Origin of the sequence: Streptomyces pactum, from assembly GCF_002005225.1 — a bacterium.
In the GTDB taxonomy this organism is placed as follows: Bacteria; Actinomycetota; Actinomycetes; order Streptomycetales; family Streptomycetaceae; genus Streptomyces; species Streptomyces pactum_A.
In genome coordinates this window covers 3527952-3552116 of the sequence record NZ_CP019724.1, presented here as the reverse complement: position 1 = coordinate 3552116, position 24165 = coordinate 3527952, and the positions used below count along the sequence as shown (strand labels likewise).

At 71.1% G+C, this 24165-nt stretch carries 20 protein-coding genes and 2 pseudogenes; 14 read left to right on the top strand and 8 right to left on the bottom strand.

Annotated elements, in window-relative coordinates:
- Window positions 1-106 precede the first annotated feature (106 nt).
- The 5 genes and pseudogenes from B1H29_RS14535 to B1H29_RS14515 all read left to right on the top strand — a co-directional run bounded on the left by B1H29_RS14535 (window position 107) and on the right by B1H29_RS14515 (window position 7577).
- Window positions 107-1279, top strand: coding sequence for a serine/threonine-protein kinase (locus B1H29_RS14535; protein ID WP_055418300.1), 1173 nt, complete (start codon window positions 107-109; stop codon window positions 1277-1279).
- A gap of 81 nt (window positions 1280-1360) precedes the next feature.
- Complete coding sequence (locus tag B1H29_RS14530; protein ID WP_055418299.1) at window positions 1361-3109, top strand: serine/threonine-protein kinase; 1749 nt, start codon at window positions 1361-1363, stop codon at window positions 3107-3109.
- Window positions 3109-3948 (top strand): annotated as a pseudogene (locus B1H29_RS14525) (serine/threonine-protein kinase); the annotation flags it as partial. The gene B1H29_RS14530 and the pseudogene B1H29_RS14525, both read left to right, overlap by 1 nt.
- Before the next feature lie 160 nt (window positions 3949-4108).
- On the top strand, window positions 4109-5722 hold the full coding sequence (locus B1H29_RS14520) for a succinic semialdehyde dehydrogenase (protein ID WP_055418297.1): 1614 nt from the start codon (window positions 4109-4111) through the stop codon (window positions 5720-5722).
- A 37-nt stretch (window positions 5723-5759) separates the two neighbouring features.
- On the top strand, window positions 5760-7577 hold the full coding sequence (locus B1H29_RS14515; protein WP_055418296.1) for a GMC oxidoreductase: 1818 nt from the start codon (window positions 5760-5762) through the stop codon (window positions 7575-7577).
- A 152-nt stretch (window positions 7578-7729) separates the two neighbouring features.
- Here B1H29_RS14515 and B1H29_RS40035 read toward each other — a convergent pair whose 3' ends face one another.
- Complete coding sequence (locus B1H29_RS40035; RefSeq protein ID WP_079160228.1) at window positions 7730-8389, bottom strand: LPXTG cell wall anchor domain-containing protein; 660 nt, start codon at window positions 8387-8389, stop codon at window positions 7730-7732.
- Between the two features lie 22 nt (window positions 8390-8411).
- On the opposite strand from B1H29_RS40035, the gene B1H29_RS40030 reads away from it, so the two are divergent.
- Window positions 8412-8669 (top strand): hypothetical protein, encoded by a 258-nt coding sequence (locus B1H29_RS40030; protein WP_324610999.1) that lies wholly within the window; start codon window positions 8412-8414, stop codon window positions 8667-8669.
- Between the two features lie 755 nt (window positions 8670-9424).
- On the opposite strand, the gene B1H29_RS14500 is transcribed toward B1H29_RS40030, so the two are convergent.
- Window positions 9425-9712, bottom strand: a complete 288-nt coding sequence (locus tag B1H29_RS14500; protein ID WP_055418294.1) for a chorismate mutase — start codon at window positions 9710-9712, stop codon at window positions 9425-9427.
- 342 nt (window positions 9713-10054) lie between these two features.
- Between B1H29_RS14500 and guaA the strand changes: the two genes are divergently transcribed.
- Window positions 10055-11635: a glutamine-hydrolyzing GMP synthase gene (gene guaA, locus B1H29_RS14495; RefSeq protein WP_055418293.1), complete on the top strand. Its 1581-nt coding sequence runs from the start codon at window positions 10055-10057 to the stop codon at window positions 11633-11635.
- Between the two features lie 9 nt (window positions 11636-11644).
- On the opposite strand, the gene B1H29_RS14490 is transcribed toward guaA, so the two are convergent.
- Together B1H29_RS14490 and B1H29_RS14485 are read right to left on the bottom strand one after the other, a co-directional pair.
- Window positions 11645-12145 carry a pyridoxamine 5'-phosphate oxidase family protein gene (locus B1H29_RS14490; RefSeq protein WP_055418292.1) on the bottom strand — a complete coding sequence of 167 codons (501 nt, stop codon included), beginning with the start codon at window positions 12143-12145 and terminating at the stop codon, window positions 11645-11647.
- A 170-nt stretch (window positions 12146-12315) separates the two neighbouring features.
- The gene (locus B1H29_RS14485) at window positions 12316-13227 is read right to left on the bottom strand and encodes a DUF4429 domain-containing protein (RefSeq protein WP_055418291.1); all 912 of its coding nucleotides are present in this window, start codon (window positions 13225-13227) and stop codon (window positions 12316-12318) included.
- Window positions 13228-13453: 226 nt separating this feature from the next.
- On the opposite strand from B1H29_RS14485, the gene B1H29_RS14480 reads away from it, so the two are divergent.
- The 4 genes and pseudogenes from B1H29_RS14480 to B1H29_RS39320 form a co-directional block, all read left to right on the top strand.
- Window positions 13454-14749 (top strand): hypothetical protein, encoded by a 1296-nt coding sequence (locus B1H29_RS14480; RefSeq protein WP_055418290.1) that lies wholly within the window; start codon window positions 13454-13456, stop codon window positions 14747-14749.
- 246 nt (window positions 14750-14995) lie between these two features.
- On the top strand, window positions 14996-15517 hold the full coding sequence (locus B1H29_RS14475) for a DoxX family protein (RefSeq protein ID WP_199832337.1): 522 nt from the start codon (window positions 14996-14998) through the stop codon (window positions 15515-15517).
- Between the two features lie 46 nt (window positions 15518-15563).
- Window positions 15564-16079: a GNAT family N-acetyltransferase gene (locus B1H29_RS14470; protein WP_055418288.1), complete on the top strand. Its 516-nt coding sequence runs from the start codon at window positions 15564-15566 to the stop codon at window positions 16077-16079.
- Between the two features lie 329 nt (window positions 16080-16408).
- Window positions 16409-16738 (top strand): annotated as a pseudogene (locus B1H29_RS39320) (IS701 family transposase); the annotation flags it as partial.
- A gap of 217 nt (window positions 16739-16955) precedes the next feature.
- Here the strand turns inward: B1H29_RS39320 and B1H29_RS14460 are convergent.
- The 3 genes from B1H29_RS14460 to B1H29_RS14445 form a co-directional block, all read right to left on the bottom strand.
- A complete protein-coding gene (locus B1H29_RS14460; protein ID WP_159027823.1) occupies window positions 16956-18506 on the bottom strand; it encodes a recombinase family protein in 1551 nt (516 codons plus the stop codon).
- A 214-nt stretch (window positions 18507-18720) separates the two neighbouring features.
- The gene (locus B1H29_RS14450) at window positions 18721-18960 is read right to left on the bottom strand and encodes a hypothetical protein (protein WP_055418287.1); all 240 of its coding nucleotides are present in this window, start codon (window positions 18958-18960) and stop codon (window positions 18721-18723) included.
- The gene (locus tag B1H29_RS14445) at window positions 18947-20407 is read right to left on the bottom strand and encodes a PspC domain-containing protein (protein WP_055418286.1); all 1461 of its coding nucleotides are present in this window, start codon (window positions 20405-20407) and stop codon (window positions 18947-18949) included. The genes B1H29_RS14450 and B1H29_RS14445 overlap by 14 nt, the downstream gene beginning before the upstream one ends.
- Before the next feature lie 180 nt (window positions 20408-20587).
- Between B1H29_RS14445 and B1H29_RS14440 the strand changes: the two genes are divergently transcribed.
- The 3 genes from B1H29_RS14440 (at window position 20588) to B1H29_RS38115 (ending at window position 22852) form a co-directional block, all read left to right on the top strand.
- A complete protein-coding gene (locus tag B1H29_RS14440) occupies window positions 20588-21880 on the top strand; it encodes an ATP-binding protein (RefSeq protein ID WP_055418960.1) in 1293 nt (430 codons plus the stop codon).
- Window positions 21877-22623, top strand: coding sequence for a LuxR C-terminal-related transcriptional regulator (locus B1H29_RS14435; RefSeq protein WP_055418285.1), 747 nt, complete (start codon window positions 21877-21879; stop codon window positions 22621-22623). The genes B1H29_RS14440 and B1H29_RS14435 overlap by 4 nt, the downstream gene beginning before the upstream one ends.
- 79 nt (window positions 22624-22702) lie before the next feature.
- Complete coding sequence (locus B1H29_RS38115; protein WP_159027822.1) at window positions 22703-22852, top strand: hypothetical protein; 150 nt, start codon at window positions 22703-22705, stop codon at window positions 22850-22852.
- A 15-nt stretch (window positions 22853-22867) separates the two neighbouring features.
- On the opposite strand, the gene B1H29_RS14430 is transcribed toward B1H29_RS38115, so the two are convergent.
- On the bottom strand, window positions 22868-23923 hold the full coding sequence (locus B1H29_RS14430; RefSeq protein ID WP_055418284.1) for a C40 family peptidase: 1056 nt from the start codon (window positions 23921-23923) through the stop codon (window positions 22868-22870).
- Window positions 23924-24165: the final 242 nt, after the last annotated feature.

Here is a 24165-nt window from a genome sequence, read left to right as displayed (position 1 = left end):
GTGATGGCCTGAACCCGCCGCAACGGCACCCGCGCGTCCGTCGGTTGTCGGCCACCCGGGTTACGACGGCCCGGAGCCGGTCCGTCCGGTGGGGCATGATGGGCGCATGGTGACCGAGGGGGCGGGCGGGCGTGTCATCGCGGGCCGTTACCGGCTTCACGAGCGGCTCGGCCACGGCGGCATGGGCATCGTGTGGCGGGCCACCGACCAACTGCTCGCGCGCGAGGTGGCCGTGAAGGCGCTTCCCCTCGACGAGAGCCTCTCCGCGGCCGAGGCGCGGCGGCGCCGTGAACGCACCCTGCGCGAGGCCCGCGCGGTCGCACAGCTCAGCCATCCGCACGTCATCGTCGTGCACGACGTCGTCGAGGACGACGAACGGGCGTACATGGTCATGGAACTGGTCGACGGCGGCTCGCTCGCCGACCGCGTCCTCGGCCAGGGCCCGGTCGACGCCACCGAGGCCGCCCGGATCGGCATCGCCCTGCTCGACGCCCTGCGCACCGCGCACGCGGCCGGGATCCTGCACCGGGACGTGAAGCCGTCCAACGTGCTGGTCGCCGAGGACGGCCGGGTCGTGCTCACCGACTTCGGCGTGGCCCAGGTCGCGGGCGCCACCACGCTCACCGAGACCGGCTCCTTCGTCGGCTCCCCGGAGTACACCGCCCCCGAGCGGATGTCCGGTGCCGGGACCGGGCCGGAGTCGGACCTGTGGTCGCTGGGTGTGCTGCTGTGCGCGGTCCTCAGCGGCGCCTCGCCCTTCCACCGCGACTCGCTGGGCGGTGTCCTGCACGCCGTGGTCACCGAGGAGATCCGCCCGCCCGCGCAGGCCGGCCCCATCCTCCCCGTCGTGCGGGGCCTGCTGGAACGCGACCCCCAACGGCGGCTGGACGCGGCGGAGGCCGAGCGGATGCTGCGTGCCTTCCTGGCCACGGGCCGCACCCCCGAGCAGCCCCGGACCGGTGCGCCCCGGCGCGTGCCGCGGGGCGTGCTCATGGCGGTGCTGCTGGTCGTCGCGGCGGCCGGTGCGGGCATCTCGGCGGCGGCCCTGCTCGCCGACGGGGACGGCGACGGGGGAGGTACGCCGACGCGTTCGACCCCCGCGACGCCGACCACGGGCCCGATGTCCCCGTCCCGGTCCGTTTCCGTTTCGGTGCCGGTTTCCGTGTCCCCGTCCGCGCCCGCGCCTGTGTCCGGGTCCCGCTCCGCCCCTTCCCCCGGGCCTCCCGCCGCGGCGGCATCCTCTTCGGAGTCCTCCGCAACGCACGTAAACAGGAGATAAGCGGCAGCGTGCGTCACGGGTCTGTGACCGGGGCGCCCGGTTGGTGGATACGGACACGCGGGGCGCGATATGGATGGACCCATGAGCAGCAACGGGGGACCCCGCAACGGGTCGGACGAGCCTACGAGTTTCGGCCTGCGGCCACCGGACCAGCCCGTCGCCCTGCCACATCCCGGCAACCCGTACGCGGCGCCCACCCAGGTCGTGACGCCGCAGCCGCAGCCGCAGCCGCAGCCGCAGCCGCAGCCGCAGCGGCAGCCGCCGTCGCCGTCGCCTGCGCCGTCGCCCCCCGGGGCCCCGGAGTCGCCCGCGCCGGACCCGGGCGCGGGGCGGCTCATCGCCGGCCGCTACCGGCTGATCGCCAAGCTCGGGCACGGCGGTATGGGCACGGTCTGGCGGGCGAAGGACGAGACCGTGGACCGCGAGGTCGCCGTCAAGGAACCCCGCGTACCCGACCATCTTCCCGAACGCGAGCGGGACAACGCCTTCGAGCGGATGCGCCGCGAGGCACGCGCCGCGGCCCGGCTCGACCACCCCGCCGTGGTCGACGTGCACGACGTGGCGGTGGTGGACGACCAGCCGTGGATCGTGATGGAGCTGGTGCGGGGCCGCTCGCTGGGCGACGCGTTGCAGGAGGGAACGCTGGGCGCGCGCGAGGCGGCCCGGATCGGCCTGGAGGTGCTCGGCGCCCTGGAGGCCGCGCACGCGGCCGGCATCCTGCACCGGGACGTGAAACCGGACAACGTACTGCTCGGCCGGTACGACCGCGTCGTCCTCACCGACTTCGGCATCGCCCAGATCGAAGGCGAGACCAACCTGACCGACACCGGCGGCTTCGTCGGCTCGCCCGAGTACATCGCCCCGGAGCGGGTGCTGGGCCAGCGCCCCGGCCCGGCGAGCGACCTGTGGTCGCTGGGCGTGGTGCTGTACGCGGCGACGGAGGGCGTCTCGCCGTTCCGCCGCAGCAACACCCCTGCCACGCTGCAGTCCGTGCTCAACGCCGCGCCCGCGCCGCCCGCCGCCGCGCTCGGACCGCTGGCCGAGGTCATCACGGGCCTGCTGGACAAGGACCCGGCCCGCCGCCCGGACGCCGCCCGGGTCCGCGCCCTGCTGGACGCCGCCGCGAACCCGCCCGCGCCGCCGCCCACCCAGGTGGTCCGGCTCGACGGGCCGGAGGGGACGGGCCCAGCGCGCGTGTCCCGGTGGGGTGTACGGCTGGGCCGCAACGCGTGGATCACCCTCGGCGCGACGGTCGCCGCGGCGGCGGTGGCGTCGTACCTGGTGATCGCGGACCCCTTCGCGGGGCCCCTGCCGGAGGGCTGGAAGCAGCAGAAGCTCGACGACAAGGTCGGCGTGAGCGTCGGCGTACCGACCGATTTCGTGAAGCAGAAGCACCCGGACGACTGGGACGGCACCAACGAGACGTTCACCGACCCGAGCGGTGCGGTCACCGTCTCGGTGGACCGCGACATCAAGGCCGACGACAAGGACGACGAGATCCCGGACACCGCGATCGCCAACGCGTGGGCGGACTGGGACGTGCTCAAGGACGGCGAGTACTCCTGGAACTTCGCCGTCAAGCCCGCCCCCGAGGGTGAACCGGTGGCGACCGAGTACAAGGACGGCAAGGCCGCCGAGAACACCATCGCCTACACGACCGCGGACACGCAGAACCCCCGCGAGCGCGAGTTCCGCATCGTCTACTACCGGGCGGGGAACGGCGACATGTACAAGGTGTCGATCGACTCCCCCCGCAAGGGCTACTTCGCCGACGAGGGACGGGAGATAGCCCGGACAGTGATCGCCAACTGGGAGGTCGGCAACCCCTGATGGGAGCACAGGACCGGCTGGTCGGGCAGCGGTACCGCCTGGGCCGGCGCGTCGGATCCGGCGCGTCGGGCACCGTCTGGCAGGCGTACGACGAGGTCGCGGACCGGGAGGTCGCCGTCAAACGGCCGCGGCTGCCCGGCGGCCCGGCGGACGAGACGTACCGCCGGGCCGCCCACCGCCTCTACCGCGAGGCGCGTGCGGCCGCCCGCGTCGACCACCCCGCCGCCGTCCGCATCCACGACGTGGTCGTGGAGGAGGCCGGACCCGACGGACTGCCCTGGATCGTCATGGAGTGGGTGCGCGGCGAGTCCCTGCGCGAGGCGCTCCGGCGGGGACCGGTGGCAGCGCCCGAGGCCGCCCGGATAGGGCTCGCCGTCCTGGGCGCCCTGCGTGCCGCGCACTCGGTCGGCATCGTGCACCGCGGCGTGAAACCCGCCAACGTCCTGCTCGGCCCGCACGGCCGCGTCGTGCTCACCGGCTTCGGCACCGACCACGTACCGGGCGAGGAACCCCTGCGCGGCGCCGGACCCGCCGCCGACCTGCGGTCCCTGGGCGTCCTGCTGCACGCCGCCACCGCGGAACACGCCACAACCGCCGCCGGGCGCACCACCATCGCCGAGCCCGCCGGCCCCGTCGAGCGCACCGCCGCCGAGCAGGCCGCCACCGCGACCGAGCGCGCCACCACAGCCGCCGAGGGCTCGGCCGCCGGTCCGCTCGGTCCGCTGATCGAACGGCTGCTGGCGAAGGACTCCGGACGGCGACCGGAGGCGGAGCAGTTCGCCGAGGAGATCGCCGAGGAACTGGCGGCGGTGGTCGGCGACCGTCGGCGCGGCCCTGGGCCCGCTCCGGACCGAAAAGAAGTGATCGGGTTCAACCCTTCCACATAACGCCCTGATCAGCGTGTTTGTTGCCAGCGATCACTGGCGTTGTGTGAGCACTCGGTGAATCCCGATTACCGACGGGTACACAAAGCCCTCGCGGCGTCATACCCTGCGGCTCATGACGGACGCGCAGGCCCCGGAAATCACCGGCACGAACCCTCTCGCCCCCGCCCCCGCGGGCGCCCGCACCGCTGCCGACGTGGTCACGCCCGAGCTGGTCGCCCAGCTCACCAAGGGCGTGGCCGGCTCCGGCCGCACCGCCAACCACACGCCGTTCACCGGCGAGAAGCTGGCCGACCTGCCCGAGTCGACGCCCGAGGACGTGGCCGGAGCCTTCGACCGGGCCCGCGCCGCCCAGGCCGTGTGGGCGCGCACGCCGGTACGGCAGCGCGCCGCCGTCCTGCTGCGCTTCCACGACCTGGTCCTCGAACGCCAGGCCGAGGTCCTCGACCTGATCCAGCTCGAGACCGGCAAGGCCCGCCTGCACGCCCACGAGGAGGTCCAGGCCGTCGCCGTCGTCGCCCGGCACTACGGCCGCAAGGCGCCCGCGTATCTGCGGCCCAAGCGGCACACCGGCGCCGTACCGACCCTGACGAAGGTGACCGAGCTGCGCCACCCGCGCGGCGTCGTCGGCCAGATCGCCCCCTGGAACTACCCGCTGGAGCTGTCCGTCGGCGACGCGCTCCCCGCGTTCGTCGCCGGCAACGCGGTCGTGATGAAGCCCGACACCGAGACCTGCCTGACCGCCCTGTGGGCCCGCGACCTGCTCATCGAGGCCGGGCTGCCCGCCGAGGTCTTCCAGGTCGTCCTCGGCGACGGCCCGGTCGTCGGTCCCGAGGTCGTCAAGCACGCCGACTACGTCTCCTTCACCGGCTCGACCCGCACCGGCCGGGAGGTCGCCCAGGGCGCCGCCGCCCGTCTGGTCGGCGTCTCCCTCGAACTCGGCGGCAAGAACGCCATGCTGGTGCTGGAGGACGCCGACATCGAGAAGGCCGCGGCGGGCGCCGTCCGCGCCTGCTTCTCCTCGGCCGGCCAGCTCTGCATCTCCATCGAGCGGCTCTACGTCCACGAGTCGGTCGCCGACGCCTTCCTGGAGCGCTTCGCCGCCCGCACCAAGGCCATGCGCCTCGGCACCTCCCTCGCCTACGGCGCCGACATGGGCTCGCTGGTCGGGGAGCGGCAGTTGGAGACCGTGAAGGCGCACGTGGCGGACGCCGTCGAGCGGGGCGCGAAACTCGTCGCCGGCGGGGTCGCCCGCCCGGACATCGGCCCGTACTTCTACGAGCCGACCATCCTCGACGGGGTCGCGGCCCCCATGACCGTGTGCACCGAGGAGACCTTCGGCCCGGTCGTGTCCGTCTACCGCTTCAAGACCGTGGACGAGGCGGTCGAGCACGCCAACGCCACGCCGTACGGCCTGAACTCCTCGGTCTGGACGAAGGACGCCCGGCGCGGCCGCGACGTCGCCGCCCGCATGCGCACCGGCACCGTCAACATCAACGAGGGGTACGCGTCCGCCTACGGCAGCGTCCAGTCCCCGATGGGCGGCATGAAGGACTCCGGCCTCGGCCGCCGGCACGGCTCCGAGGGCATCCTCAAGTACACCGAGGCCCAGACGGTCGCCCACCAGCGGCTGCTGCCCATGGCACCGTCGCTGGGCATGGACGACGAGAAGTACGCGGCGTTCATGAGCCGGAGCCTGCGTGCGATGAAGGCATTCCGCTTCCGCTGAACCCCCAACCGAAGCCCGTTCTCGACGAGGAGAGCACGTGTCGCAGGAGAAGTCTGTCCAGACCCGGGACGAGAACGGGTACGACTACGACGTCATCGTCGTGGGGTCGGGGTTCGGCGGTTCGGTCTCCGCGCTCCGCCTCACCGAGAAGGGCTACCGCGTGGGCGTCCTGGAAGCCGGCCGCCGCTTCACCGGGGAGTCGCTGCCGAAGAACTCCTGGGACCTGAAGAACTACCTTTGGGCGCCGAAGCTCGGCATGTTCGGCATCCAGCGCATCCACCTGCTCGGAAATGTCATGGTCCTGGCAGGCGCCGGGGTCGGCGGCGGGTCCCTGAACTACGCCAACACCCTCTACGTGCCGCCGAAGCCCTTCTTCGACGACCCCCAGTGGCGTGACATCACCGACTGGCACGACGAACTGACGCCGTACTACGACCAGGCCAGGCGCATGCTCGGCGTCCGGCTCAACCCGACCATGACCCCCTCCGACGTGCACCTGAAGGCCGCCGCCGAGCGGATGGGCGTCGGCGACACCTTCCACATGGCGCCGGTCGGCGTCTTCTTCGGCGACGGCGAGGACGCCGACGGCACGGTGCGGGCGGAGCCCGGCGAGCAGGTGTCCGACCCCTACTTCGGCGGCGCGGGCCCCGACCGCAAGGCCTGCAACGAGTGCGGCGAGTGCATGACCGGCTGCCGGCACGGCGCGAAGAACACCCTCAACGAGAACTACCTGTACCTCGCCGAGAAGGCGGGCGCGGTCGTGCACCCCATGACGACGGCCGCCTCGGTCACCGAGGACTCGCGCGGCGGCTTCGCCATCGCCACCCTCCCCACCGACCGGCGGAAGAAGGGCGCGGGCCGCACCTTCACGGCCCGCCGGGTCGTCATAGCAGCCGGTACCTACGGCACCCAGACCCTGCTGCACCGCATGAAGGCGGGCGGCCAGCTCCCGCACATATCCGCCAAGCTCGGCGAGCTGACCCGCACCAACTCCGAGGCGCTGGTCGGCGCCCAGACTGACGACCGGCGCTACCGCAGGGCCACCGGCGAGCCCCGGGCCGACTTCACGCGCGGCGTCGCCATCACGTCCTCGATCCACCCGGACGCCAACACCCACATCGAGCCGGTGCGTTACGGCAAGGGCTCCAACTCGATGGGCGGCCTGTCCATCCTCCAGGTCCCCTACGCCGGGCAGACCGCCTCCGGCACGTCCCGCGTGCTGGGTTTCCTGGGCCACGCGGCCAGGCACCCCCTGCTGGTCCTGCGCTCCCTGTCCAACCGCAAGTGGTCGGAGCGGACCATCATCGGCCTGGTGATGCAGTCGGTGGACAACTCCCTGACCACGCACCTGAAACCGACGGGCGTCGGCAAGGGCCTGCTCACCGCCCGCCAGGGGCACGGCTCGCCCAACCCCAAGCAGATCAAGGCGGCCACGGAGGGCGCCTCCGCGCTCGCCGCCGAGATCAACGGCTTCGCCGGCTCCAACGTCGGCGAGCTGATGGGTACCCCGCTCACCGCCCACTTCCTCGGCGGCTGCCCCATCGGCGCCTCCCGCGAGACCGGCGTCATAGACCCGTACCACCGGCTCTACGGCCACCCGGGCATCTCGGTCGTCGACGGCGCCGCGGTCTCCGCCAACCTGGGCGTCAACCCGTCCCTGACCATCACGGCGCAGGCCGAGCGGGCGATGTCGCACTGGCCGAACAAGGGCGAGAGCGACCCCCGCCCGGCGCAGGGCACGGCCTACGAGCGCCTGGCCCCCGTCGAGCCCAAGTCCCCGGCGGTCCCGGCGGAGGCCTTCGGCGCGCTGCGGCTGCCGTTCCTGGGGATACCGGCGGTGCCGCCGAAGAAGTAGGCGCTTCGCCTGCCCGGGCGGCCGTTTCGCCGGACGAAGTCGGCAAAGGCGATAAGAACCTGCCCCTCCCCGGCAAAGGTGAGAGGGACCTGCGCCCCCCTCCGAGCGCAGGTCCCTCTCAGCCGGCCTGTGTCACGCCGGTGCGTGCCGTCTCACGCCTCCGCGCCGGCCTTGCGCCGCCGCACCACGAACACCGCGCCGCCACCGACGACGACGGCGAGCCCGCCGACGAGGCCGATCACCGGCAGCGCCGAGCCGGCACCGGTCTCAGCGAGGCTGCCGGTGACCTCGGGCGTGTTGGCGGCCGGCTTCTCGACGGCGACGGGCGCCTTGCCGCCTTCCTGCGGCTCGGTGCCCTCCGTGTCGGTGCCGGCGGCCACGATCTGGAACTTGTAGGCGATGTCACCGAAGCCGGTGCACTCGCCGTCCGCGTCGCCGTAGATCGTCGCGCCGAGCGTGAAGCCGGCACCGACCGGGGCGTCGGACCGCACGTTGATCCGCATCGGGATGTCGACCTCGTAGTCGGGTGCCAGCTCGTCGGTGTAACCGATGTAGCCGACCGCGTAGCCGAACTCGTCGAGGTCCTCCCAGATCTCGTCCTCGGGGTTCCAGGCCTGGAGGCTGACCTTCTTGCTCTCGAACAGCTCCTCGCCGTTCCGGTCGGCGGAGGCGCCGGCCAGGTACTCGAGGTTCTGGAGCGTGGAGCCGGAGTTATTGGCCACGTTCAGGGAGAACTCGTGCCAGCCGCTGCCCACCGCGATCTCGCCGGGCAGGCCGCTGATACCGACGTCGACCTTGGTGTCCTCGCACACCGACGGCTCGGGGTCCGGGGTCTTGGTCTCGGTAGCGGAGGTGCTCGGCGACGGGTTCGCGGGGGCGGACGTGGTCGTCTCCGACCCGCTGGGAGCGGGGGTGCCCTCGCTCTCCGACTCGCTCGGGGACGTGCTCACCGAGTTGCTCGGAGCGGGCGTGGTCTCGTTGGCCGACTCGCTCTGGGACGACGACTCCCCGGCGGACGGGCTGGTGGCCGGTGCGCTGGTCGAGCTGCTCGCCGAGGCGGACGGGGACGGCGACGTCTCGCCGGTCGCGTAGGCGGCGGGAGCCGCGAGCAGCGCCACCGGGGCTATCACCGCCGTAGCGGCCGCTGCTGCCATGGCGCGACGAAGCTTCATGAAGACCTCGGGTGGTCCGGCGTACCGCGCGTGCGGTACGCGAGGGTCAGGGAGGCCTCCGCGTGTGGGGCGCGGGAGTGGCCCTTGGTTCGGTCCGTACGGCTGTTTGATCTGTGAAAGCTGTGAATGGTTGTCCTCGAACTCACAGAACTTTTATGTGGCGTGCGTCACTCGAGGGCGGCGGGCCGACGGGCCGACGGGTCGACGGGTCTACGGGAGAGGCCGTGAGGGCATGGCGAAGGGCCCCGCGGGACGTGTGCCGCGGGGCCCTTCCTCGGCCAGCACCGGCGTCAGGGCGGCGCCGGTGCCTCGGAAGCGGCGCCGGGGGGTCGCGCCGCTGGCTTCGCATGACGAAGTGGTTTCGAATGGCCGTGCGGTTGAGTGGGCCGAGGGACTCGGCCGCCCCGTCGGCCGGCCCCGGGCGTCCCCGGAGCCGGCCGTTCTCTTGGGTGACCGGGCTGCTGTCCCCTGCCGTCCGGTCACTTTCTGGAGCGAGGTCCCACGACGTACGGCACGATGCGCACGTCTCATCGCTCCAGCGACCCACGCGTGGTTCTTTCGGGCCCGCCCCTGGCTGACACGGACACCGGGACCAACGAAGCCGCCGGCGTACGGGTCACGCGCCGTACGGGTGAGAAGAGACCCGAACTCGGATGCGACGCCCGGACACGGGGCTCACACGCGCCCCCGGCACAGCTCCAGCATCGTCATCGCCAGCGCGGTGCCCGGCTTGCCCAGCGCCTGCCGGTAGTGGTCGAGGACCTCCATCTCGCGGGAGAGGTTCACGCGCCGGCCACCGGAGGTGATCCGCGCCTCCTGGATGACCGCGGAGACGGCCATCCGTTCCTGGATCAGCCCGATGATCCGGTCGTCCAGGGCGTCGATGCGCTCCCGGGCGCCGGTGATCACGCCGGCGGCCTCGGTGGTGCGGGCGCCGGTCTTGTCCGCTGCGGTGACGGTCATGTCGGGGTCTCCTCGCTGAAGGGGGCGGTGTCCCCGGCCGACCGATCCGCGAACGCCAGACGCCCCGGACCTGTCGGCCCGGGGCGCCTGGGAAGTCGCTTGTCAGTTGCTCAAGCAGCACGACCATGGCAGCCGGTGGGCCGGTTGCCATAGGTAAACAGGAAGGTCTGGTGCGTGAGCATGGGGCAAGTATGCCCCGGGGACGGGCGGTGTCCAAGCCGGTTCGCATGGTGAGTCGCGGGGGCGGGGCGGCGGCGGGGCACCGTGGGCGGGACGGGCCACCCGCCCACCTCGGTAGAATCGGGAGCACAAGACCCCCGCCCGACCGCCGGAAGGCACCCCGTGTCATCAGCGACTCCCGCTGCCGCCGCCCCCGACACCGTCCTGGTCGTCGACTTCGGCGCGCAGTACGCCCAGCTCATCGCCCGTCGTGTCCGCGAGGCGCGGGTCTACAGCGAGATCGTGCCGAGCTCCATGCCGGTCGCGGAGATGCTCGCCAAGAACCCGGCGGCCATCATCCTCTCCGGCGGCCCCTCGTCGGTGTACGAGCCGGGCGCCCCGACCCTCGACCGCTCGCTGTTCGAGGCGGGCGTCCCCGTCTTCGGCATGTGCTACGGCTTCCAGCTCATGGCGCAGACCCTCGGCGGCACCGTCGACAACTCCGGCGCCCGTGAGTACGGCCGCACCGACCTGTCGGTCTCCAAGCCGTCCTCCACCCTCTTCGAGGGCACCCCGGCCGAGCAGGCCGTGTGGATGTCGCACGGCGACGCCTGCTCCGCCGCCCCCGAGGGCTTCACCGTCACCGGCTCCACGGACGTCGTCCCGGTCGCCGCCTTCGAGAACGACGAGAAGAAGCTCTACGGCGTCCAGTACCACCCCGAGGTGATGCACTCCACGCACGGGCAGCAGGTGCTCGAGCACTTCCTGTACCGGGGCGCGGGCCTGAAGCCCGACTGGACCACCGGCAACGTCATCGAGGAGCAGGTCGCGGCCATCCGCGAGCAGGTCGGCGACAGGCGCGCCATCTGCGGCCTGTCCGGCGGCGTGGACTCCGCCGTCGCCGCCGCCCTCGTCCAGAAGGCCATCGGCTCCCAGCTCACCTGCGTCTACGTCGACCACGGCCTGATGCGCCAGGGCGAGACCGAGCAGGTCGAGAAGGACTTCGTCGCCGCGACCGGCGTACAGCTCAAGGTCGTGGACGCCAGCGAGCGGTTCCTGAACGCGCTGGCCGGGGTCTCCGACCCCGAGGAGAAGCGGAAGATCATCGGCCGCGAGTTCATCCGCGTCTTCGAGCAGGCCCAGGCCGAGATCATCGCCGACGAGGGCCCCGCGGTGGAGTTCCTCGTCCAGGGCACCCTCTACCCGGACGTGGTCGAGTCCGGCGGCGGCACCGGCGCGGCGAACATCAAGTCCCACCACAACGTCGGCGGGCTCCCCGAGGACCTCGAGTTCCAGCTCGTCGAGCCGCTGCGCAAGCTGTTCAAGGACGAGGTCCGGATGGTCGGCCAGGAGCTGGGCCTGCCGGACGAGATCGTCCAGCGCCAGCCGTTCCCCGGTCCGGGCCTCGGTATCCGGATCGTCGGCGAGGTCACCAAGGAGCGGCTCGACCTGCTCCGCGAGGCCGACGCCATCGCCCGCGAGGAGCTGACCGCGGCCGGCCTCGACCGCGACATCTGGCAGTGCCCCGTGGTGCTGCTCGCGGACGTCCGCTCCGTCGGCGTCCAGGGCGACGGCCGCACCTACGGCCACCCGATCGTGCTGCGGCCCGTCTCCTCCGAGGACGCGATGACGGCCGACTGGTCCCGGCTGCCGTACGACGTGCTCTCCAAGATCTCGACCCGGATCACCAACGAGGTCAAGGACGTCAACCGGGTCGTCCTCGACGTGACGTCGAAGCCGCCGGGGACGATCGAGTGGGAGTGACCCCCGGCCCTACGCGCGCCTGACGGTGCGCAGGGGCTTCCCGGGCTGCCAGATCCGGACGACCAGACAGGCTTCCTCGACGTAGGTTCGCACGACCTCCGTCAGCTCGGTGCGGAAGAGGTGGAACGGCTGAGGCGGTTCCACCTCTTCCGCGTATCCGGCCCTGGTCTCCGGATCCTCGACCTCGACCGCGCGGCCGGCGATCCGCACGTCTCCGCCGCCCATGCCGGTGCCGTCTCCAGGGTTCGCCTGCAACGCGAACCGCGGGTCGCGGCGCAGGTCGAGTGCCTTCAGCGAGCCCGGCATCATGCCGAGCCACAGTTCGCCGTTCAGGAAACGCACCTCCAGGCCGGTGGTGCGGGGCGAGCCGTCCTTGCGCAGGGTGGCGAGGGTGTGGTGGGTGTACGCGCCGAAGCGCGCCTCGACGGTGGCGGCCAGCGCGGGTTCCGCGGCGGCGAAGCCGGCCCAGTCGGCGGCGGCGGTGCTCGTGGCGGGCGTGCGTGGTGTCATACGTCGAGTCTGGACCCGAAATCGGACACCCTCTGTCGGGTATCGCGCCGGCGAAACCGGCCGCTTCCGCCGTGCGTGCGCGGTGAAGCCGGGCGCCTCCGCCGTGGCGTGCGTGGTGAAACCGGCCGCCTCCAGCGTGCACGCGCGGGTCCAGGCCGCCGGGACCGTGTTCAAAAGCCCCGGAGCACCGCCGCCTTCGTCATGGCGAACTCCGCGTCCGTGAGGACGCCGCCGCGGTGCAGCTCACCCAGCTCGCGCAGCCGGCGCAGCAGGGCGTCGTGATGGTCGGACGGCGGCGGTACGGCACCGGGAAGCCGGGGCCGGGACCCGCCCCCGGCGCGCTCCGGGGCGGCGTCGTCCGCGTCACCCGTGCAAGCCGATGGATGCGGCAGCCGGGCCGTGACCGCGGTGGCGATCAACGCGGTGAGCAGGTCGCGGCGGGCGCTGCCCCACAGGTCCAGGGCGTACGGGTCCCTCTCCGGCGGCAGCTTGGCGAAGACCGACTCCCGGGTCACGAACCGCAGGAAACCCTCCTCGGACCCGGAGTTGGGCAGCCACTCGACCCGCACCAGGTCGCCGACGCCGATGATCCGCGGACCGGTGGCGCGTTTGACCCGGTCGGAGGTGTCGGCCCAGTCGATCCGCACCTTGGTGCCGTCGAAGGAGACCATGCCGTCCGAGGAACGCACCGAGACCGGCACCGGCGGCCCGGGTAGCAGGTAGGCCTTCGCGGGCCCCTTGGGAATCCGGTCGAGGAGCAGCGCGCGGCGGATCTCCTCGGCGACGTACTCGGCGACCCCGCAGCGGTCGCTCTCCACCGTCAGCCGGTACGGGTCCGCCGCGTCGGGCAGCCGGCCGCCGGTCGCCTGGAGGAGTGGATCGGCGCCCTCGCGCAGACGCAGCCGCAGGCGCCCGCGTTTGCGGTCCGGCTCGAAGACGATGCCCGCGACGGCCTCCAGCGGTACCGGAATCTCTCCGTACGTCTGCCGGAACAGCGGCACCGAGCGGTGCAGGCCGGGCGTGATCCGGACCGTGCCACCGTCGAACGCCCAGGTCCCGTCACGCTGGATGATCTCGGCCATAGGGGAATTCTCGCAGCCGGGTCAACACGGCGGTCCGCGTGTCACCCGCGCTGAGCAGAGCGGACCGGGGGCGCCGGGCGCGCGAGGGGCGGTGTACGGCACAATTCGCTTTCGTCCCAAGGGACTTACGGGTTCTCCACGGGCGGTGCGGCAGATGCTGCCGCAGAGGTTGGCGCAGATGTTGTCACTGGGTTTTCGCAGGGGTTCGGGAAGGCGGGCGTCGGGCGTGGCGGTGCAGGAGGCGAGACGCGGGAGCGGCTCGGACAAAGGCGCGTACGAGGCGGCGCACAAAGGCGGCTGCACCTGCGGGGACTGCCCGCACGGCGCCCGTGAGGGGCACCGCCGGGCGGTCGCCGCGTTCCTGCTGCGGCGGGACGAGTTCGCGGCCGGACAGGGGCTGCCGGCCGCGGTGGCCCACTCGGCCTCCGCCTCCCGGCAGTGGGTCTCGGAGGAGCTGACCCAGTCCGCGGAACTCGTCGCCGAACGCGGTCGCGCCGAGGGCGGGGCATGGCTCGCGGCCGTCGGGCGCCGCACGGCGGCCGTCGTGTGGGCCGGGGTCGTACTGCTGCTGCTCGGGCAGTCGCTGACCGCGGTCGGGACCGGCTGGACGGCGGCGCGCACCGCCGGGCTCGCGGCGGCACTGGTCGTGGCCGGCGCGCTGACGGCGGCGTCGTGGTTCCACCGCGCGCGGGGCGGAGCGCTGGCACCGGTCATCGGCGAGGACAACCGCCTGTCCACGTCCCGGGCCGTCGCGGCGGCCTGGGTGCTCTTCATCGCCTACGCGGTGCTCGTCCTGGCCGGGCAACTGGCGGTGGCCTCGGGCCACGGCCGGCGGGACGCGCTGATCTCCGGGCTCGAACTCGCCCGCGGCGCCGGTGCGGTGACCGTGCTCGCGGTGGTGTGCGGGATCGCGGTCCTGGTGCGGCGGGTGGTCGGGCTGCGGGTGCTGGGGCAGCGGCTGCAGAAGGTACGGGCGGACCGGCCGCGCGCGGCCGACCTGCTGACGGACGACGCGGGGCGCGGGACCTTCGCCGACATCCAGTACGTGGTGATCAGCGCCGTCGCCCTGGTGTTCGCGGCCGTGCGGCTGGCCCGGCGCCCGGAGCAACTGCCCGACCTGCCATGGGGGCTGGCGGTCGTGGTGCTGGTGTCGGCCGCGACCTACGTGGCCGGGAAGTACGCGGAGGGCGGGCGTCCCGTGATCCTCTCCGTGGTCCGGGCGCGGGAGGCCGGTGACCTGGACGCGCCGATCCGCACCGGCGACGACATCGAGATCCGGGGCGCCGGTTTCGTACCGCCGGGCGCGCAGCGCGCGGACCGTCTGTCCCGGATGGTCGTCCGCATCGGCGCGGTCAACGTCCACGTCCCCCTGGTCCCGGTGACCGGCGGCTTCCGCAACCCCGCGGACGACCTGCTGACGGTCCCGGTGCCGGCGGACGTGGAACCGGGCCGGGTGGACGTCCAGGTGGTCACGAGCGCGGGCGTGGAAACCAACCGCTACGCGATCGACGTGACGGACTGACGCCCCGCCGGCCCCACGGCCGACCGCCGGCCCCACGGCCGACCGCCGGCCCACCGGGACCGCGGTCCGCCGAAACCGCGAACCGCCGAACGCGCACGCTGCCCGAACCGCGCGAACCGCCGAACGCGCACGCTGTCGAAACCGACAGGAAGAAACCGGTCGCGGAAGGGTTGAGAGAGGCCCCCGCGTCGTACGTATGCTCTGGTGGGGGTCTCGGCACGCGCGGGCGAGAGGCGGCTGGCAGTGATGACGCACGGTATGCGGACGGATGCGTACACCTCGCATCCGGGCGGCGGCGGAGACTGGCGGGACCACGCCACCCAGTACGCCCTCCTGCCCCTACGGATCTTTCTGGGCGTCACCTTCATCTACGCGGGCCTGGACAAACTCACGGACAGCGCCTTCATGAAGGACGCGGGCGCCGGCTCCGTCGGCGACATGATGCGTACCGTCCGCGACTCCTCCGCCATCCCCGCCCTGGTCGACCTGGCGCTGAAGAGCCCCGCCGGTTTCGGCTACGCCATCGCCCTGGGCGAGCTGGCGGTCGGCATCGGTACCCTGCTCGGCCTGCTGACCCGACTGGCGGCGCTCGGCGGCGCGCTGATCTCGCTCAGCCTGTGGCTGACCGTTAGCTGGGCCTCCGACCCGTACTACTACGGCAACGACCTCCCGTACATGTTTTGCTGGGTCCCTCTCGTGCTTGCTGGCGCACCCCTCTGGTCACTAGATGCCCTGATCAGGAACCGACGCCGCAGGAAGGCCTACTAGTACTCCAGCCGTAGATCGTGATGATCTAGATCGGTATCGTCGCCGTATGCCTGAACTGATCGCGCCCACCACCCGCCTACACTCCGCCTGGCTTCTGGCGCGTGACGAGTGGGGTCCCGGCTTCCACGAGGACGGATTCGGGCTGGGGCCGTCCGACGAGGTCGACTCGCCGGACGGGTTCGCGACCTGGGTGGCGCGCTTGACTGAGGAGTCGGGCCCGAAAGCGGTGGAGACTGGGCGGGGTTGTACGTACCGCTGGATCGTCGAGTGCGACCGGGTGCACGGCGGGATCGCGCTGCGGCACGGGCTCAACGACTACGTGCTGCAGTTCGGCCACATTGGGTACGGCATCCGGCCGTCTTCACGTCGGCGTGGGCTGGCCACCTGGGCACTGGGCCGGATACTCGACGAGGCGCGGGCGCTCGGCCTGGACCAGGTACTGATCGTCTGCGAAGTCGACAACCCCGCCTCGGTGAAGACGATCGAGCACCACGGCGGAGTCTTCGAAGGCGTACGGGAGACCGAACATGGCCTCGTACGGCGCTACTGGATCAAAATCTAGTCTGCTGTCTCGCCGGCGGGGGCTGACCCGAAGATCAGGTACGGCCACCACTGATCATCGGTGTGTGAAGACAGAAGATCATGTGGTGGCCGCAGGTCACAGCGTAAAGCCTGCACTCTGGCAGGTGGCGTTCGATGGCCTGATGGATCGGATAGCCGGACGGTTCGGTCGGGTGGAGCCCCGCCGTCGGGTACGGCGGTTGGTACTCGGGCTGATGTCAGACCTGCCGCGGAAGAACTGCTGGGTGCGCCACGAGGCGCCATGTGACCGAGTGGAGGTGCGAGACCTCTACCGCTGGGCCGTCGCAGCGGCCGGGTAGAAGCTGAGGGCAGTCCGGGCCGGGGAACGCCGGTGACGAACACCAAGTCCGCCGCTGGGACTCCTGGCACCGCTGGGTCACTTTGGCACTGCTCGCCCACGCGTGCCTCGCTGTCACTGCCGCGCTCGAACGCCCAGAGCAGGTACCGGCCGAGGACGGCACGAGCCCCGGCGGACTGATCCCTCTCACCTGCAACGAGATCCAGCGTCTGTTGATAACTCTGACGGTCCGGGTCGCCCACGATCCGATTTGCCTGCTCCACTGGTCGACCTGGCGACGGCGCCACCAAGCCCGAGCGCGCCACTGCCACTACCGCCGCCAGGCTGCCCTCCAACCATGAAGATCTCGATCTACGGCTGGAGTACTAGGCCATGAACAGCAGCAAGGCGACATGAGGAGGCCCCCAGCATGGCGCTGGAGGGCTCTCTCAGAGGGTCTGTGGTCAGTCGGTCAGGTGTCGGTACAGGGTGGCCCTGGATACCCCCAGAGCCCTGGCTGAAGACTGGAGAGCTGGCTCTCTGGAGATCAGAGAGCCAAAGTGACGAGTGATGCATTCCTCAGTGAATAGTGAATGGTTGATGCAGGCTTTTCCCTAGATCAATCTCTGCGCCAAAGTCAACGGTATTGGATACGCCCTTGATGAGGGGATTGAGTCGGATGCTGACTCCTGCCTTCAGTAGGTGGCGCGTCCTTTCGTCCTTGTTGTCTTTGTTTCTCTCCCACATGTGGCGGAAGGTCTCCCCGGTAGCTCGGTACGCGTAACGGTCTGGCTTATCTCCTTCGGCGGACAGGGAGTCGTGTTCCTCGTGCAGGGCTGCAATCTCTTCCTCAGTGGACTTCTTGGCAAAGCCCGAAGAGTTCTTACCGCCTGGGCGGATGGACCTCTGAAGTTCCGTCACGTACTGCTCAATTTCGTGAAGCCTCTGAGTGTTATTCGATCCCTTTACGTAGTAGCGCTCGTGCATGGGGAGATCTCCGATGACTCTCAGGATCGTTGCCTCTACAATCTCTTCGACTTTCTCTGCGCGGAAGGCGTATCCTTTACCGCAGGATTCACGGTTAGCCGCCTTATTGCAGCGGTACACCGGCCTACCCTGTTGCCTCTCAGGATTGAAGAGATACAGGTTCCTGCCACATCCGTCACACAGGACAACTCCACGATACGCAGTCGTGTTCTTTATGGAGCGGCGGGCAGAGCTGGGACGACTGTTCATCTCTTCTTGGAGCTTGGCCCATTCGTCGTCTGTGAGGATTGGATCAGCCATCCTGATCTTTCCCGCAGAAGTCACGATAGGCTGGGATACTCCGTACTTCTTTCCGGGTACCTTCACTTCCTCGCACTTCCAGCCGAGGATGGTTTCAGACCTCAGAATGGTTGTGATGGTGCGACTGCGCCATATCGGGGGAGAGTCGCCGTTGTTCTTTCGGCGATTCGACATCCTCTCTGCCCCAGGTGACATTATGTCTCTAGCGTTGAGGTCATCACAGATAGTCGAGTAGGGCTCTCCGTCCTCAACTACCCGCTTATAGATCTCCCGAATGACATCCTTCTGCGTCTCGCGCACCCGGAGTCTCATGGCTCCGTCAATGTCACGGAATGATTCGTAACCGTATGGAGGATTTCCCTTGGCCCATACGTTCTTGGATTTTGCGTAGTTCTGGAACGACTTAACTCGCATGGAGATGTTCTGTGCTTCAGTCTCAGCGATAGCCGCAAACAAATCAATGATTACTGCCCGAAAAGGGCCGACCATGTCGAGTGCGGGTTCCTTGGCTGAAACCAGGGACTTACCCCCGTGAGCAGTCGCCCATTTGATCATGTCCTGCATGTCTACGACTTTGCGGACGAACCTGTCCATCTTCCAGAAGAGCAGAAGATCGAATTCCGGGGCTCGATTATTCAGCCATTCCCCGAGTTTCGGTCGGTCGAATGGGTGAGATTTGGTGGCGGAGATATGAGCATCCCTCGCTACTCCCACCACCTGCCATCCCAGGTTCTGCCTCTCCTCGACGTAGGCCATGCAGTCCTGTAGCTGCCGCTCCAGGGAGGTGGATGCGTCGGTCTCGTTGCTGATCCGCAGGGCGATCAGTACCCGCACAGTCTTCACAGTCTGTGACCGTACAACAGCAGTAGGCCAGTAATCTCGCCTACCTGATGGCCTGGATCCCCCTCGTCCTCGCGGGCGCCCCGCTGCTGTCACTGGACGCGGCTCTGCGCTCCCGGCGGCGACGGCGGACGGGCGGATACCGGTAGCAGCCCTCGAGCCACGTACCGGCTGCCCGGTTGCCTGCCTGCCTCGGACCCGCCCGCCCCGGAGCCCGTCAGCCGGGGAGGTCCGCCCGGGGGGCGTCCGTGTTCGCGCGGAGCGCCCCGCGGCGGTGTACGGCCCGGGCCAGGACCCCGACCGCTCCCGCTAGGCAGAGGCCGCCCATGACGACGGGGATGATCACGAACCACGGCGTGTCCCAGAGGCCGCCCGCGTCGCCGGCGTAGATGACGCCCGCCAGGGTCAGGAAGGTGCCGGCGACCAGCCGCCCGGGCTGGAACCTATGACGCAGCACGGGTCACCTCCGCCTGTCCGACGCCGACCTGGAGATCGAGGTCGAGCGTGCCGGCGTTCTTGCCGCCGCTGGTGGGGGGCAGGGTGATCTCCTTGTGCTTGCCCGGTGCCACGTCCACGTCCTTGCTGTCGTCGCCGGGTAGCTGGATGTCGCCCACGCCGACCTCGACGCTCAGCCGCACGGTCACGTCCTGCGGCACGACGACCCGTATGCGGCCGACGCCCACGTCGGCCCGGGTGGTCAGCGTCTGCCCCTCGGCAAGGTCCAGTCTGGACAGGTCGAGGGTGCCGCTGCCGGTCCCGATGTCGTACTGCTCGCGCACGCCGGCCGCCGTCGTGGGCTCCCAGGTGGTCCGGACCCATTCGGTACCGACGTCCTTGGGCAGGGCGGCCGACCCGGCGAGCAGGCCCGCCGTGACGATCGCCAGGAAGATCGAACCGGCCCCGGTGCGTCCAAGGAAGGCGCTGACCGCGATGCCGACGCCGAAGACGGCGAGCGCGCAGGCCAGGCCGGTCTGCAGACTGGTGCCGAGCGGGTGCGTGTCCCAGGTCAGCCGGGTGCCGAGGAACGCCGCGAGCAGGGCGAGCAGGAACACCCAGCCGCCGATTCCACGAGGACCGCGCTGCTGCGGGGACCGTGAACACCGACCGCCCGCGGCGTCGCGGTCACCGGCCCGGGCCCGGTGGCCGATGCTGACGGCCGCCGCGATGTCACGGTCCTCGGAGTCCGGAGGGCCCCACAGATAGCCCGTCCCGCCGACGTGGGTGCCGTCCTTGACTATGGGTTCGCGCCACCAGGAGGGCCAGGTGATCATGACCGGGGGCGCCTGGGCCTCCGGTGGAGCGTCGGCGACGGCCTGAGCGGAGAGGGGGTCGGGGTCGGGGGCCTTCCGCTGCCGGGACCAGTACCCCGCGCCCGCGAGGAGCAGGGAGAGGACGACGGCGAAGGTCAGCACGCCGCCGTTGCTCAGCATGGTCAGGAAGATCCCGCAGCCGACCAGGGCGAACAGCACGGCCGCCAGCGCCTGGCCGTCGACCCGGCCGGTCAGCAGCTTGCGCACCTCGTTCTCGTCCTCGTCGTAGGGGACGAAGAGCCAGGCGAAGCCGTAGAAGATGAGGCCGATGCCGCCGGTCGCGGAGAGCACGGCGAGGGTGATCCGGAAGATCACCGGGTCCATGTCGCACTGCCGTCCCAGGCCGGCGCACACTCCGGCGAGCGTCTTGTGCCGCCGGTCGCGTCGGAACCTGTGGGGCGGCCCGGGGACCTCGGTGCCCGCGGGGACGCCCGCGTCGGCTGCGGCACCACCCCCGGCACCACCCCCGGCCGCACCCCCGGCACCACTCGCGGCATCCGCGGCGGGCGCGGCGCCCTGCGGCCCGGCGCCCCGTGGAGGGCGCGGGCCGGGACCGGGTCCCGGGCCCGCCGCGGCGTGCTCGTGATCTGTCATGAGTCCATGGTGACTGGCGCGGCGCCGTGACGGCAGTCGGTTCGACCCTGGTCGGACCCTGATATCGGCCCTGACGCGGAGCCCGGGGAGTGTTCGAAGCGCCCCGGGCCCGAAGATCAGGGGCGTCTCGGGGACCGACCCTGATGCCTCGGCTCCCGAGACCGTGTGACCATCGGTGTCATGCCGGAAGCCGCAGCAGCGCCCCTCCTCGAACCGCGGCCGCCGCGCAAGCTCTACCGCAGCAGCGACGGACGCTGGCTCGGTGGCGTGGCGCGGGGGCTCGCCGGGCACCTCGGGCTGCCCGTCATCTGGGTGCGGTTCGCCTTCGTCGGCCTGTTCATGGCCGACGGCCTGGGCGCGCTGTTGTACGCGGCCTTCTGGTTCTTCGTACCGCTGGGCGTCGGCGGCGTCGACGCGCAGAAGCCGCCCTCCCTGGTCACCTCCGAGACCTCGCCGGACGGCCGCCGCAGACTCGTCGCCCGTAAACCGGACAAGGGCCAGATAGTCGCCCTGCTCCTCATGGTGGTCGTGGCCCTGGTCTTCGTGGGCAACGTCGACCTCGGCGGCGGGGCCAAGGCCTACCTGTGGCCGACCGTGCTCGTCGGCGCCGGCGTCGCCCTCGTCTGGCGCCAGGCGGACAACGCCCGCCGGGCTCGCTGGGCCGAGGTGGGACGCCACCGGCGCACGGTCACGTTGCTGCGTTCCGTGGCCGGTGTGCTGCTGGTGACGGCCGGCGTCACCGGAATCTTCGTCCTGCAGGGGTCCGCCGCCCACCTGGGCTCCGTGCTCCAGGCGGCCCTCGCCGTCCTCGTCGGCATAACGCTCCTCGCCGGCCCCTACCTGGTGCGCATGACGCAGGACCTCTCCGAGGAGCGGCTGATGCGCATCCGGGCCCAGGAGCGTGCCGAGGTCGCCGCCCACGTCCACGACTCGGTGCTCCACACCCTGACCCTGATCCAGCGCAACGCGGAGAGCCCGGGCGAAGTGCGCCGCCTCGCCCGGGCCCAGGAGCGCGACCTGCGCGCCTGGCTCTACAAGCCGGAGGGCAACGGCAAGGACGAGGACGACGAGCCCACCACCCTCGCCGAGGCCGTGAAGCGCAATGCCGCGGAGGTGGAGGACAAGCACGGCGTGCCCATCGAGGTCGTGGTGGTCGGCGACTGCCCGCTCGACGAGAGGATCACCGCACAGATGCAGGCCGGACGCGAGGCGATGGTGAACGCCGCCAAGTACGGTGGCGAGGGCGGCGCCGTACAGGTCTTCGCCGAAGTCGAGGGCAGGACGGTCTTCGTGTCCGTCCGGGATCGAGGCCCCGGCTTCGACCTCGACTCGATACCCGCCGACCGCATGGGCGTCAGAGAATCGATCATCGGCCGCATGGAGCGCAACGGCGGCACGGCGCGGCTGCGCGCGGTGCCGGACGGCGGCACGGAGGTCGAGCTGGAGATGGAGAGGGCGGAGAAAACGTCATGAGCGACCCGACCGAGGCGAACGGAACGGCCGGAACGGGCGGGGCGGCCGAGCCCGCACAGCCGGCGAGCGGCGGTGCGGGGGAGCGTCACGTGCGCGTGGTGCTCGTCGACGACCACCGCATGTTCCGCACCGGTGTCCAGGCCGAGATCGGCCAGACCGCGCAGACCGGGGTCGAGGTCGTCGGCGAGGCCGCCGATGTCGACCAGGCCGTCACGGTCATCACGGCGACCCGGCCCGAAGTGGTGCTTCTCGACGTCCACCTTCCCGGCGGCGGCGGGGTCGAAGTCCTGCGCCGCTGCGCTCCCTTGATGAGCGACGCCGAGCAGCCCGTCCGCTTCCTCGCCCTGTCCGTCTCGGACGCGGCGGAGGACGTCATCGGCGTGATCCGGGGCGGCGCCCGGGGCTACGTGACCAAGACGATCACCGGCACGGACCTGGTGAACTCCGTCTTCCGCGTCCAGGAGGGCGACGCCGTCTTCTCCCCGCGGCTGGCCGGCTTCGTCCTCGACGCGTTCGCCTCCACCGACGCCCCGCCGGTCGACGAGGACCTCGACCGCCTCACCCAGCGCGAGCGCGAGGTGCTGCGCCTGATCGCCCGTGGTTACGCGTACAAGGAGATCGCCAAGCAGCTCTACATCTCGGTGAAGACGGTCGAGTCCCACGTCTCGGCGGTGCTCCGCAAGCTCCAGTTGTCCAACCGGCACGAGTTGACCCGCTGGGCGACGGCACGACGGCTGGTGTGACCGTTCGGTAGGCACGTTCACGATCACACGGATAGTCGCATGCCAGTTCCACGTGCATCAGAAGGGTGGCAGAGGAACGATGAGTGAACGCCTCACCCGGTACAAGTCCAGCTACAGCTACAGCTACAGCTACAGTCAGGGCGGTGCCTGCCTGGAAGTAGCCCTTGACTGGCAACTGGACGACCTCGGGCGTCGGCTCTGGCTCGGTGGCATCCGTGAGAGGCCCTGACGTCTGCTTCCGCTCTCACACCACCCGCGTAGCCCCCGCGAACGGCATCTCGTCGATCGGGGCGACGCGGACCGGTGCCGACGGGTTCGGGGCGTGGATCATCCGGCCGTCGCCGATGTAGACGCCGACGTGGCTGATGCCGGAGTAGAAGAAGACCAGGTCGCCCGGGAGGAGTTCCGAGCGGCCGACGCGGCGGCCCGCGTCGATCTGGGCGTAGGTCGTGCGGGGCAGGGAGACGCCCGCGGCGCGGTAGGCGGCCTGGGTGAGACCCGAGCAGTCGAAGGCGTCGGGGCCGGTGGCGCCCCAGACGTAGGGGCTGCCGAGCTTTCGGTAGGCGTAGGCGACGGCCGCCGCCGCGCGGGAGTTGGGTGCCTGGGCCGAGGCGGAGAGGGCCTCCCGGGGGCCGGGCGAGGAGCGGGAGGCACGGTCACCGGTGCCGTGGCCGAGGCGGGCGCGTTCCTCGGCGGACAGCCGGGACAGCAGGCGGCGGGCCGTGGCGAGCTTGCCGGTGACGGTCTCGCGGTGACGTTTCAGCTCGGCCCGGCGTGACGTCAGCGAGGTCACCTCGATGCGCGCGGCTCCGCGCAACTGCTCGATCTCCCGCAGTTCCTCCCGCGCCCGGCCCACGGTGGCCGTCTGCCGGCTGCCCGCCCGCTCGACGAAGGCGACGCCGTCGAGGTACCGGTCCGGGTCGGCGGAGAGCGCGAGTTGCAGGGCAGGGTCGAGGCCTCCGCTGCGGTACTGGGCCGCCGCGACCGAACCGAGCCGCTCCCGGGCGGAGTCCAGGCGGGCCTCCTTGCGGGCCGCCTCGTCCCGCAGGTTCTCCAGGCGCCGTTCGGCGGCGTCCGCCTTCTCCTTGGCGCCGTTGTACTTCTCGGTGGCGACCTCCGCCTCCCGGTAGAGCTTGTCCACCTTGGCGCTGACCTCGGCCGGCGTCGGTTCCGGCTCGGCGTGTCCGGTGCCGGCGCCCAGACCGGTCGCCGTAGCGGCGCCCGCGAGGGTGATCGTGGCCGCCGCCCGGGCCCTCCGGCCGCCCGTCGCGCGCTGTCGCGGCCTGCGGTGCGTTCCCACCAGCGATCCACGTCCTTCCGTACGACCCGATTCCGGTTGCCTGGGGGAGGACGCTAGGCGCGGCGGTAACGGCCCGGTGAGGGGATGCACGGAAGTGGCCGGTACCGGATCGGCAGGCGACCACTTGTGCCCGGGAGTCCCTCCCGCGGCTGTCGTCTTCACGCAGGGTGATGACCGATATGCCGGATCGGGTACGGGCGAGGGGCGTGGGATGCTACGGGGCGCATATATGCGCCGAGGTG